The organism is Nonomuraea corallina, from assembly GCF_027620315.1.
Taxonomy (GTDB): Bacteria; Actinomycetota; Actinomycetes; order Streptosporangiales; family Streptosporangiaceae; genus Nonomuraea; species Nonomuraea corallina.
The window spans coordinates 1-10,787 of the sequence record NZ_JAPNNL010000219.1 but is presented as its reverse complement, the minus strand read 5'-3'; the positions used below and the strand labels follow the sequence as shown (position 1 = coordinate 10,787).

At 74.0% G+C, this 10,787-nt stretch carries 11 protein-coding genes and 1 pseudogene; 9 read left to right on the top strand and 3 right to left on the bottom strand.

What is annotated here, in order from left to right; translation table 11 throughout:
* Nucleotides 1-199: 199 nt before the first annotated feature.
* Nucleotides 200-1,081, bottom strand: a complete 882-nt coding sequence (locus OUY22_RS33080; protein WP_270159206.1) for a LysR family transcriptional regulator — start codon at nucleotides 1,079-1,081, stop codon at nucleotides 200-202.
* Nucleotides 1,082-1,161: 80 nt separating this feature from the next.
* On the opposite strand from OUY22_RS33080, the gene OUY22_RS33075 reads away from it, so the two are divergent.
* Entirely contained in the window at nucleotides 1,162-2,409 is a 1,248-nt protein-coding gene (locus tag OUY22_RS33075; RefSeq protein ID WP_270159205.1) for an MFS transporter, read from the top strand.
* Between the two features lie 27 nt (nucleotides 2,410-2,436).
* Complete coding sequence (locus tag OUY22_RS33070; RefSeq protein WP_270159204.1) at nucleotides 2,437-3,315, top strand: SDR family oxidoreductase; 879 nt, start codon at nucleotides 2,437-2,439, stop codon at nucleotides 3,313-3,315.
* Between the two features lie 25 nt (nucleotides 3,316-3,340).
* On the opposite strand, the gene OUY22_RS33065 is transcribed toward OUY22_RS33070, so the two are convergent.
* Both OUY22_RS33065 and OUY22_RS33060 read right to left on the bottom strand, forming a co-directional pair.
* Nucleotides 3,341-5,080, bottom strand: a complete 1,740-nt coding sequence (locus OUY22_RS33065; protein WP_270159203.1) for an ABC transporter ATP-binding protein — start codon at nucleotides 5,078-5,080, stop codon at nucleotides 3,341-3,343.
* Nucleotides 5,077-6,099, bottom strand: coding sequence for a radical SAM protein (locus OUY22_RS33060; RefSeq protein WP_270159202.1), 1,023 nt, complete (start codon nucleotides 6,097-6,099; stop codon nucleotides 5,077-5,079). The genes OUY22_RS33065 and OUY22_RS33060 overlap by 4 nt, the downstream gene beginning before the upstream one ends.
* 287 nt (nucleotides 6,100-6,386) lie before the next feature.
* Here OUY22_RS33060 and lxmK point away from each other — a divergent pair, with 287 nt between their 5' ends.
* From lxmK to OUY22_RS33025, 7 genes and pseudogenes are all read left to right on the top strand, one after another.
* Nucleotides 6,387-7,478 carry a class V lanthionine synthetase subunit LxmK gene (lxmK, locus tag OUY22_RS33055; RefSeq protein ID WP_270159201.1) on the top strand — a complete coding sequence of 364 codons (1,092 nt, stop codon included), beginning with the start codon at nucleotides 6,387-6,389 and terminating at the stop codon, nucleotides 7,476-7,478.
* A complete protein-coding gene (locus OUY22_RS33050; protein WP_270159200.1) occupies nucleotides 7,475-8,476 on the top strand; it encodes a T3SS effector HopA1 family protein in 1,002 nt (333 codons plus the stop codon). Before lxmK ends, OUY22_RS33050 begins: the two co-directional genes overlap by 4 nt.
* 5 nt (nucleotides 8,477-8,481) lie before the next feature.
* Entirely contained in the window at nucleotides 8,482-8,640 is a 159-nt protein-coding gene (locus tag OUY22_RS33045; RefSeq protein ID WP_270159199.1) for a hypothetical protein, read from the top strand.
* Between the two features lie 40 nt (nucleotides 8,641-8,680).
* The gene (locus OUY22_RS33040; RefSeq protein ID WP_270159198.1) at nucleotides 8,681-8,833 is read left to right on the top strand and encodes an LxmA leader domain family RiPP; all 153 of its coding nucleotides are present in this window, start codon (nucleotides 8,681-8,683) and stop codon (nucleotides 8,831-8,833) included.
* A gap of 62 nt (nucleotides 8,834-8,895) precedes the next feature.
* Nucleotides 8,896-9,858 carry an LLM class flavin-dependent oxidoreductase gene (locus tag OUY22_RS33035; RefSeq protein ID WP_270159197.1) on the top strand — a complete coding sequence of 321 codons (963 nt, stop codon included), beginning with the start codon at nucleotides 8,896-8,898 and terminating at the stop codon, nucleotides 9,856-9,858.
* Nucleotides 9,858-10,448 carry a flavoprotein gene (locus tag OUY22_RS33030; RefSeq protein WP_270159196.1) on the top strand — a complete coding sequence of 197 codons (591 nt, stop codon included), beginning with the start codon at nucleotides 9,858-9,860 and terminating at the stop codon, nucleotides 10,446-10,448. The genes OUY22_RS33035 and OUY22_RS33030 overlap by 1 nt, the downstream gene beginning before the upstream one ends.
* Nucleotides 10,445-10,787: pseudogene (locus OUY22_RS33025) on the top strand (hypothetical protein); the annotation flags it as partial. The gene OUY22_RS33030 and the pseudogene OUY22_RS33025, both read left to right, overlap by 4 nt.

Below are 10,787 nucleotides of genomic sequence, written 5' to 3'. Positions count from 1 at the left end.
AGGGCACGGAATGGAATCGGACTGCGCGCATGCCGAACGCCCCGGCGAAGACCGGGGCGGTGAAGGGCAGCGCGAGCAAGCAGCTTAACGTAAATGGGAAACCAATGTCCACACTTACTTTTAGCGTCAACCTCGGTGCCGCCATCAGAATGACACAGCGGGCCGGTCTCGTCAATTCCTTTGCCGTGACACGCCGGTATCAGAGGTCCTCGGCCGGAATCCCGATCATGGTCAGGAAGGCCGCGGCGGCGGGGGAGGGGCGCAGGCGGCTCCAGATCAGGTGCTCGGCGCGGGCCGGGGCGTCGCTGAGGCGGACCACGGGAAGGTCGGGGAAGGCCGGCACGAACGCCTCGGGGAGCATGCCGATCCCCAGGCCCTGCCGGATCAGGCGCGCCATGAAGTCCGGGGTCGACACCTCGAAGGCGACCTCGCGGCGCACCCCGGCCGCGGCGAAGGCCTCGTCCGACTGGACTCGCCCGGCGCTGCCCGCCGGGAAGTCGACGAAGGGCTCGTCCGCCAGGTCGCCCAGCTCGACGCCGTCCTCCGCGGCCAGGGGATGGCCGGGCGGCACCACGGCGACCAGGGCGCCGCGGGCCAGTTCGCGGCCACGGACGCCCTTGGGCCGCGCGTCCAGGGGAAGCCCCAGGAAGGCGAGGTCCATCATGCCCTGCCGGACCCGTTCGATCATCTCCTCGCTCGCGCCTGACCGCAGGGTGATCCGTACCGCGCGGTGACGCAGGTGGAAGCGGCGCAGCGCGACCGGGAGGTCGACCGCCGTCACGGTGGGGATGGCGCCGATGGCCAGCCGGCCCCGGATCTCGCCGGCGGCGGCCGCCACCTCGGCCCGGGCCCGCTCGGCGGCGTCGAGGGCCTGGCGGGCCGCAGGGAGGAACGCCTCGCCCGCCGGGGTCAGCCGGACCCGGCGGCTGGTGCGGTCGAAGAGCCTGGCGCCCAGCTCGCGCTCCAGCCGGGCGATCTGGTGACTCAGCGCCGACTGGACGACCAGGCACTGCTCGGCGGCACGGGTGAAGTTCCTCGTCTCCGCGACCGCGACGACGTAGCGCATCTGCTGAAGCTCCATCCATCAATCGTGAAGCACGATCGTTGACATGACAAACATGCGTTGGACTCATTGATCGCTCATCGTCGATGCTGGACCGCATGACGACGACGACCCGTACCGGTGGCGGCCTGTCCAGCGGGCTCCTGCTGCTCATGTCGGCGGCGACGGGGCTGGCCGTCGCGGGCAACTACTTCGCCCAGCCGCTGCTCGACGTGCTCGGCCGGGAGCTGGGGCTGAGCCCGTCCGCGGCGGCGCTCATGGTGACGGCCGCGCAGGCCGGATACGCCCTGGGACTGATCCTGCTGGTGCCGCTCGGCGACCTGGTGGAGCGGCGGCGGCTGGCCGTGGCGCTCTACGCGGCCACCGCGCTGTTCCTGCTGGTGTCGGCCACCGCGGCCGACGGCACGATGCTGCTGATCAGCACCGCCCTGACCGGACTGACCTCGGTCGGCGCGCAGGTCGTGGTGCCGTTCGCGGCGACGCTCGCGGACCCGGCCGAGCGCGGCCGGGTCGTCGGCACCGTGATGACCGGGCTGATGCTCGGTCTGCTGCTGGCCCGCACCGCGTCCGGAGCGCTGTCGGACCTGGGCGGCTGGCGAACGGTCTACTGGGTGCACGCCGTCCTGATGGCGCTGATGGCCGTGCTGCTGCGGGTGCGCCTGCCCCGGCTCGGCGGCGACGGCGGACGCCTGTCCTACCTGGCCCTGCTGCGCTCCACCGTGGCGATGTTCCGGTACGAGCCGCTGCTGCGGTGGCGGGCCGCCCTCGCCGCCCTGAGCCTGGCCTCGTTCAGCGTGCTGTGGACGGCGCTGACGTTCCTGCTGGCCGGCGCCCCCTACGACTGGTCGGAGTCGGCCATCGGCCTCTTCGGCCTGGTCGGCGCGGCCGGCGCGCTGACCGCCACGGTGGCCGGGCGGCTGGCCGACCGCGGCCACGTCCAGCTCGTGAGCGGGGCGGGCACGGTCCTGCTGCTGGCGTCGTGGGCGGCCATCAGCGCCGGGGCGCACTCCCTGGTCTGGCTGCTCGTCGGCGTGATCGCGCTGGACCTGGCGCACCAGGGCGTGCTCAACAGCAGCCAGAACGTCGTCTACGCGCTCCGGCCCGAGGCCCGCAACCGGATCAACTCCGCCTTCATGACCTCGTTCTTCGTCGGCGGCGCCGTGGGCTCCGCGCTGACGTCGGTGGCCTGGGCGTGGGGCGGCTGGACCGGCGTGTGCGTCCTGGGCGCGATCCTCGCGGCCGGAACCGTCGCGCTCTGGGTCCTGGAACGCGTCCTCACCCGGGCCGCGGGCACGCCGCCCCGGCCCTCCCGCCACGAGCCGGCGCCCGTCGGCTCGTCCGACTGATCCGTACCTGCAAAAGGAGTAAGGAACATGTCCCGAACCATAATGATCACCGGGGCCACCGGAACGGTGTCCACCCTGCTGATGAACGCCCTGCGCGAGGCCGAGGTCAACCTGCGCGTCCTCGTCCGCGACGAGTCCAGAGCCGGCGCGCTGCGCGAGCAGGGGGCCGAGGTCTTCGTCGGCGACCTCGGCGACCCCCGATCACTGGCCCCCGCCTTCGACGGCGTGCGGGACGTGTGGCTGCTTCCCCCGAACGGCCCCCGCGCGCCGGAGAACAGCATGAACGTCCTGTGGGCCGCCCGCCAGGCCGGGGCGGAACGCGTCGTGCGCCTGTCCGCCGTCGGCTCGGCGTACGACGCGCCGACGCGCAGCGGCAGGCTGCACGCCCTGTCCGACGCCGAGCTCGAACGGTGCGGCATGCTCTGGACGATCCTGCGACCGCACTGGTTCATGCAGAACCTCCTGAACGAGGCGGGCGACGTCGCCGCGACCGGCACGTTCTCGCTCAACGCCGGCCGGGCCCGGGTGGGCATGATCGACGCCCGCGACATCGCCGAGTGCGCCGCCCGGGTGCTCCTCGACGACCCCGACCGCCACCACGGCCGGACGTACACGCTCACCGGACCGCGCTCGGTGACGTTCGACGAGGTGGCGGGCCACCTGAGCGAGGCTCTCGGCAGGAAGGTCACGTACCTGCCGGTCAGCGACGACGCCAAGCGCAAGACGCTGCTCGGCCACGGCGTCCCTGAGTGGATCGTCGACATGCTGGAGGAGTACGCGCAGGCGTACGTCACCGGCTGGGGCGACTTCACCACGGACGCCGTCGCCGGACTCCTCGGCCGCCCCCCGCGCGACATCGCCGACTTCGCCCGGGACCACGCCGCCGCGTTCACCGCGAACGCCTGAGCGCGGCGCCGCCGGGGGGCGGGGGTCAGGCCGGTCGGGTGAGGAGCTGGGTGGTGGCGAGCTCTCGGTAGAGCGCGTCGCCATGGAGCAGGCCGGCGTGTGTGCCGGTGGCCCTGACCCGCCCGTCCTCCATCACGACGATCAGGTCGGCGCCCGCCACGGTGGACAGCCGGTGCGCGATGACGAGCACGGTCGTCTCCGCGGCCACCTCGGCGATCACCTCGCGCAGCAGCAGTTCGTTGACCGCGTCGAGCTGCGAGGTGGCCTCGTCCAGCAGGAGCAGCCGGGGCCGGCGCAGCAGCGCCCTGGCGATGGCGACCCGCTGCCGCTCGCCGCCCGACAGCATGACGCCGCGGTGGCCGACCATGCTGTCGAGCCCCGCGGGCAGCCGGGTGACGAGGTCCTCCAGGCGCGTCAGCCGGAGCGCGCGCCGCAGGTCGGCCTCGCGGGCGTGCGGGGCCGCCAGCAGCAGGTTCTCCCGGAGGGTGCCGTCCAGCACCGGCGCGTCCTGCTCCACGTAGCCGATGGCGGCGCGCAGTTCGGCCAGCGGCCAGTGCCCGATGTCGCGGCCGTCGACGGCGATCCGCCCGGCCTGCCGCTCGTAGAACCTCTCCAGCAGGGCGAACACGGTGGACTTGCCCGCGCCGGACGGGCCGACCAGCGCCGTCATGCCGCCTGCCGGGGCGGTGAAGGAGACGTCGCGGTGCACGGCGGGGCGGTCGTCGCCGTAGCGGAAGACGACCCCCTCGAACGTGACGCCGGCCGGGGCGGCGTCCACCCGGCCGGAGAAGCCGTCCGCGGGCTCTTCGCCCGGCAGGGACTCGATCTGCCGGATCCGCGCGGCCGCCGCCAGGCCGCCCTGCACGTGGGTGGCGCCCTGGATCAGCTGGGCGATCGGCGCGACGAGGTAGAACAGGTAGAGCAGGAAGGCCACCAGCGACGACACGGTCAGGGCGCCGGAGGCGACGCGGGCACCGCCGACGCCGAGCACGGCGACGAAGGTGAGCTGGGCGGCGCCCCACGAGGCGGTGCCCGCGAGCGACGTCCACCAGGCGACGGCCACGCCGCGGTCACGGGCGCGGCGGGCGGCGGCGGCCACGGCGGTGATCTCCCGGCCTTCGGCGCCCGAGGATTTCACCGTGCGGAAGGCCTGCAGCACGCGGTCCAGGACGGCGCCCATCTCGCCCACCGACGCCTGCGCCTGCTCGGAGGCGTTCTTGATGCGCGGCATCAGCAGGCCGACCAGCCCGCCGACGAGGACGAGCACGGCCAGGGTGACCAGCAGCAGGAAGCCGTCCAGGACCGCCATCATCACCAGCGCGCCCGCCAGCATGAACGCCGCGCTGATCGACTCGACGAGCCCGCTGGTGAACACCACGCGCAGCAGCGTGGTGTCGGAGGTGACGCGGGCGAGCAGGTCGCCGGGCCGGAGCCGGTCCACCTCGGAGACCCGCAGCCGGAGCATCCGGTCGACCAGCCGGACGCGGGCGGAGTAGACGATGCCCTCGCCCATGCGTTCCAGCACGTACCTGCCCAGCGCGCCGACGAGCGCGCCGCCGACGAGCACGGTCACGGTCAGGGCGAGCAGCGGGCCGGTCAGCGGACGCTGCGCGCCGAACGCGTCGACGACCGTCTTGGCCAGCAGCGGCATCGCGAGCCCGGTCAGTGAGCTGATGAGGGTGAGCGCTCCGCCGAGTGCCAGCAGGCCGCGGTACGGCCGGACGTACCCGAACAACGTGCGCCAGGAGCCGCTCGCCTCGCTCATGCCGGTGCGACGGCGAGGTAGGCGGGGCGGCGCCGGATGCGGTCGGCCACCTCGCCGGAGCCGAAGTGCAGGTCGATGCGCCTGGTCGCCTCGGCCCAGTCACGCATGCAGCGGATCGACGACAGCGTCTCGACGACGAACGGGTCGCGCCAGCGCGCGATGGCGCGCTCCCACAGCACCATGGGGTCCTCCTCCAGGAGGCTGCCCACCGTCCCCTCGTAGATCGGCATGGCGCGCATCTCCCCGTCGGGTTCCACCTGCGCCATCGGGAACCCGTACCGCTCGATGAAGCCGGGGTTCATCTGCAGCATGAAGTTGTCGGTCGTCATGACCTGCACGGTGGGCGGGGCGAGCGCGCGCAGCCGGGCGACGTACTCCGGGTCCGTCAGCGTGCGCAGCTCGTCCTGCGTGAGCAGTTCGTCCTCGAAACCGGGCCTGCTGGCCAGCCCCGACGGGATCACTGCGCCGAAGATGAGGAAGCCCAGGCTCGGGAACCGGGGGGCCACGGCGGCGCAGAACTCGTCGAGCTGGTGAAGGTTGCCGCGCATCGCCACGCAGTCGATGCCGAAGGTGACCTCGCGGGCCGGGGCGAGCTCCTCCAGGAGCGTCAGCGCCCGCATGGCCCGCTCGTAGGAGCCGGCCCGGCCGCGGATCCTGTCGTGGACCTCGGCGGTGGCGCCGTCGACGCTGACGGTGATGCGGGAGAAGACCTCGGTCGCGGCCTCGGCCATCGGCCGGGTGAGGGTCCAGCCGCCCGTGTAGAGGTTGACGGTGATCCCGGCCGACTTGAGCCGCCCGGCCACCTCGAAGATCCCTCTGACGAGCAGGGGCTCGCCGCCGGCGAACTCCACCGACTCCGGGCCGAGCGCGACGATCGCGTCGGCGACGCGCAGCATCTCGTCGTGGCCGAGCTGCCGGGAGGGCCGCCTGCCCGACTCGGAGTAGCAGTGCGTGCAACGCAGGGGACAGGCATAGGTGATGTCCCAGGTCACGCTCGTGGGCCCGGTGAGGCTGCTCATTGCTTTCCCTTCGCCGCCGACACAACGGCCGCCAGCATGGGCGGCCGTACTTGTGGCGCGCTTGGAAGTGGCTGCATCTCGACCGGGCCGACGCGAGAGGTGCTGACCTGCGGAAATGTCGCGTCCTTGATCCGGATCAGGCCCTCGACCGGGGGCTGCAGCGCGTTCCAAGTACGCCGCAAGTCGCCGCTTCCATGCTCGTCGTCGCAGCCGGCAGAACAAGAGCCCGACTCACATTTTCTGGCTGATCGCGGAAGTCCGTTCACACGACGGGGGAGACGGAACCCATGCACACCAAGCGGGAGCGGCTGACGCTGGACCCGGTGCCGCTCGACGACGTTCCCGAGGTCACGCGGTTCCTCGGGGAACTGGGCCTGGGCGCGCTGCGGCAGGAGGACGTCACCGCCTTCTTCGGCCGCAACGACAGCTGGGCGGGGGTGACGGACGCCGGCGTCGCCGTCTTCGTCAAGAAGACCCTCGGCGAGCCGGAGCCGGTCCGCCTCCGGGTGACACGGACCGGGGCGATGGGAGCCCTGCTCGACGGGCACCCGGTGATCAACACGCCGCGCCTCCTGGGCGCCGACGCGGCCACCGGCCTCGTCGCCTTCACGCTGCTGCAGGACGCGCGCAGCGGCGCCGACCTCGCCTCCGAGGACGGCTTCAGCTGGGAGCTGGCCCACTCGGCCGGCGTCCAGGTCGGCACGCTGCACACCCTCCCCGCCCCGCGGGAGGTGGCCGAGGACGTCTCGCCGCCCTCCCTGCCGCCGCTCGGCCGGTTGTCGGCCCTGACGCTGAGCGCGTACGAGGCGTCCAGCGGAGCGGAGCTGGAGGCGTGGGCGCTCCTGCACAGCGACGCCGCCATCACCGAGGCGATCAACGACCTGTGCCGGTGGGAGCGGGACAGCCCTCGCGTCCTGGCGCACGGCGACCTCCGGCTCGACCAGTTCCTGCACCACGACGGCGTGCTGTACCTGACCGACTGGGAGGAGACCCGGCAGGCCGACGCCGCGCGCGACGTGGGCGCCTTCGCCGGCGAATGGCTCTACCGGGGCGTCCTCGGCATGGCCGGCAGCGCCGACGCGGTCAGCGACCGTGAGGTCGTCGCCAACGGCGCCCGTCGCTTCGAGGCCCTGCGTCCGTACGTCGAGTCCTTCTGGTCGGGCTACCTCCAGGCCCGCCCGGCGGCGCGCGCCGACCGGGAGCTGCCCGCCAGGGCGGCGGCCTTCGCCGGCTGGCACCTGATCGACCGGCTGATCGTCGCCGGGCACCGGCGGGCGCGGCTGTCACCGCTGGAACGCGCCGCCGCCGGCGTGGGACGCAGGCTCCTGCTCGACCCCGCCGGGTTCATCACCATTCTGGGACTGGGAGACGGACGATGAGGCAGCACCTCGGCCGCGTGCGCGTCGCCGCGGACCTGACGTCGGCCACCGTGGACGGCCGGGAGGTGACCGCCTCCGGCCCGAAGGCGCTGCGCAAGGCGCTCGCCGACGCGCTGTACGAGGCCCTCCACACCGGTGCGACGCCCAAGGAGGACCTGCCGCGCAGGCCGCCCAGTGACCCCGCGTTCGAGCAGGTGCTGCGGGCCACGGTCCCGCACTCGGGCACCCGCGTCCTGGCCCCGGTGGAGCCCGGCGCTCCGCACGTGGTCCGCCTCGGCGGCGTGCGCGTGCTCGTCCCGGAGCCCGAGACCGCCGTCGGCGGCGAGACCGGGCAGAGGCCGGACGCCGCCGTCACCGGCGAGGCCGGGAAGACCCGCTGGGTGACCCTGCCGTCGGTCATGCCGGCCCTGTCACCCGGATTCCTCCTGGTCAACGGCTCGGCGGGGCACGGCCTGGACGAAGGCGCCTGCGTACGGGTCTACGCCGGGGCGGAGCGGCCCGACGCGGCCCCCGGCCTGTGGGGCGCGGTCCTCGCGCGGCTGGAGGACCTGGGCCTGCCCTACCGGGCCAAGGTGCTGTCCATCCGGGGCCACTATCCCCGCCGCGACAGCATCGTCGTCTACCTGGGGCCGCGCTCGTGGCACGCCGTACCGGAGATCGCCCGGGCCGCCACGGCGGCCGGCGGCCTGCGCCCGGACCTGTCGGCGTACGTCGCCCCGCTCGGCCCCGGCCTCGGCTGGGCCTGGGAGCCGCACGACCCCCGGCCCGGCATGCGCGGGCTGAGCTTCGGCGAGCACCGCTCACACGCCGTCGCCGCCGGGCTGCTCGCCCACGCCGAGCACGGCGGCGACCTGGAGCAGGCGGTCGACGAGGAACTGCGGGCCGCCGGCATCACGCCGGACGCCCCGTACCGCAACCTCGCCTCCCCGCCGCTCCCCTTCGAGACCTCCGGACCCGCGACCGGGCCCGGATCCCACAAGATCCAGGAAAGGGGGTGAACACCATGTCCACCGAGCTCCTGATGGAAGGCGCCGACGCCTACACCTCGCTCGCCGAGGTCGCGACGGTCCCCGGCGGCGACGGCCTGGAGGCCTTCCCGCCGAACAGCTGGCTGACCAGCCCGCTGTGCAGCATCGCCTACACCATCCAGTCCGGCTGCTGATCCCGGCCCTCGCGACAGAGGCTGGGAAGGGGGTGAACACATGTCCACGGAGCTCCTCATGGAGGGCGCCGACGCCTACACCTCGCTCGCCGAGGTGGCGGCGGTCCCCGGAGCCGAGACCCAGGCGGCCCTGCCGCCGACGGTGGACTGGATCCTCAGCATCTGCACGCTGACCATCCAGGGCGGCTGCTGACCTGAACGACGTGGCGGCGTCCCGACCGGCGGCGCCGCCACACCCCCTTCGAGGAGAGGCGCATGACTCCCGCACTGCTGTTCCCGCTCCAGCCCCCGCACCCCGACGTCGTCGTGCCGTTCGGGGAACTGGTCGCCGGCGGCCTGGCCGGCCGGCTCTGGCTGGGGCAGTCCGTGATGGCCGAGTCCCATCAGACGATCGCCTACCTGGCGGGCCGGGGCGTCAAGGTGGCGTCCGGGCTGGCCGTGACGCTCATGCCGCTGCGGCATCCGATGGAGGCGGCCGCGCAGGCCCGCAGCCTGGCCGTGCTCACCGGCAGGCCGGTGGTCGCCGGGTACGGCGCCGCCACCCCCGACCTGGTCGAGGCGCTGCGCGGCGCGCCGTACGAGCGGCCCGCGAGCGCCGCCGCCGGATACGCCGGGGCGACGCGCGCCATCCTCGACGGCCGGATCTCCGGGCACGCCTGCGAGGCGTGCGTCGCCACCGGCGGCGGGCTGCCGCCGATGAAGCACGCGCCCGTCGAAGTGGGCCTGGGCGTGCTGCGCCCCGGCATGGCGCGCAAGGCCGGCGAGGTCGCCGACGTGGCCATCACCTGGATGACGCCGCCCGGCTACCTCCGCGACACGCTCGTGCCCGCCCTCGCCGAGGGCGCCGCGGGACGCGGCCGGGCGCCACGGGTGGCCGCCGTGGTCCACGTCGCCGTGGCGAACTCCGGCCGCGACCCGTACCAGCTCGCGATGGCCGGAGCCGGGATGCACCTGGCCGCCCCGCACTACACCGACATGCTCAGGCGGGCCGGGGTGCCCGCCTGTCCCGACGACCCGCGCGCCGGCGCCGCCGCCCTCGTGGACGCCGGGGTCTACGTGTACGGCACGCCCGGGGAGGTCGCCGAGCGGCTGCGCGCCTACAGCGCGGCGGGCGTCGACGAGATCGTCCTCAACCCGGCCGGCGTCCTGCGGACCGAGGGGTTCAAGGCCGCGCTGGCCGACGCCGAGCAGATCCTCCACGCGATGGCCGACGCCTGATGCGTGAGCTGAGCGGCGTCCCCGCCTTCTCCGCCGAACGCCTGCTGGTGCTCGCCACCGGCTCACTCGGCGCCGCCTTCCTGCCGTACTGGCTCAACTGGCTCAGGCACGGCTACCCGCGGCTCGACGTGCGGGTGGTGCTGACCAGAAGCGCCGAACGGTTCGTCACCCGGCAGTCGGTCGCCGCCATCGTCGGCAAGAACGTCCCGCTCGACGTGTGGCCGGACGCCCCGGAGCCGGGCTCGCCGCACGTGGAGTACGCGAGCTGGCCGGACACCGTCCTGGTCTACCCGGCGACGTACCACTTCGTGAGCCGGTTCGCCGGCGGCCTGGCCGACACCCCGATGCTGCTGGCCCTGCAGTGCACCGCCGCGTTCATCGGGATCGCTCCCGCGCTGCCGCCCGGCGCCGACCGCTCCCACGCCTACCGGGGCAACCTGGACGCGCTGGCGTCCCGCCCCAACGTGGCGGTCGCCGAGCCCGTACCGACCATGAGCACCCACACCAGGGAACGGGACGCGCTGGCGGCCGCGCCGCTGTCCGCCCTGATCGAACGGGTGGAGAAGCTCCGGGCGGAGGCGGGCGCATGAGCGGCGCCGCGCACTCCTTCGGCACCGGCTACCTGCACACCACGATCGGCCGCGACGGCGCGGGCGGCTACCTGTGGACGCGCCGCCCTGGCCCGGACCGCCACGACGCGCTGCGCGTACCGGACCCGGCCCTGCTCGCGCCGCTGCGGGCGGCGTCGCGGGAACCGGTTGCGCTCGTCCTCCCCGAACACGCCGAGCCCGGCGCCGTGACGTTCCGCACCACCCAGGCCGTCGCCCTCGCCGGCCTCATGCTCAGGAACGGACCGGACCTGGAGACGGCCGCCGCCGGCACCATGACGGGGGCCGGATCGGCTCTCGCCCGGCTGCACGCCGTACCCC

Bases quoted from the DNA above. Each gene is read 5' to 3' on its own strand.
- OUY22_RS33045 (WP_270159199.1), top strand. From the start codon at position 8,482: ATGTCCACCGAGCTCCTGATGGAAGGCGCCGACGCCTACACCTCGCTC.
- OUY22_RS33080 (WP_270159206.1), bottom strand. From the start codon at position 1,081: ATGGAGCTTCAGCAGATGCGCTACGTCGTCGCGGTCGCGGAGACGAGG.
- OUY22_RS33070 (WP_270159204.1), top strand. From the start codon at position 2,437: ATGTCCCGAACCATAATGATCACCGGGGCCACCGGAACGGTGTCCACC.
- OUY22_RS33075 (WP_270159205.1), top strand. From the start codon at position 1,162: ATGACGACGACGACCCGTACCGGTGGCGGCCTGTCCAGCGGGCTCCTG.
- OUY22_RS33060 (WP_270159202.1), bottom strand. From the start codon at position 6,099: ATGAGCAGCCTCACCGGGCCCACGAGCGTGACCTGGGACATCACCTAT.
- lxmK (WP_270159201.1), top strand. From the start codon at position 6,387: ATGCACACCAAGCGGGAGCGGCTGACGCTGGACCCGGTGCCGCTCGAC.
- OUY22_RS33040 (WP_270159198.1), top strand. From the start codon at position 8,681: ATGTCCACGGAGCTCCTCATGGAGGGCGCCGACGCCTACACCTCGCTC.
- OUY22_RS33065 (WP_270159203.1), bottom strand. From the start codon at position 5,080: ATGAGCGAGGCGAGCGGCTCCTGGCGCACGTTGTTCGGGTACGTCCGG.
- OUY22_RS33030 (WP_270159196.1), top strand. From the start codon at position 9,858: ATGCGTGAGCTGAGCGGCGTCCCCGCCTTCTCCGCCGAACGCCTGCTG.
- OUY22_RS33050 (WP_270159200.1), top strand. From the start codon at position 7,475: ATGAGGCAGCACCTCGGCCGCGTGCGCGTCGCCGCGGACCTGACGTCG.
- OUY22_RS33035 (WP_270159197.1), top strand. From the start codon at position 8,896: ATGACTCCCGCACTGCTGTTCCCGCTCCAGCCCCCGCACCCCGACGTC.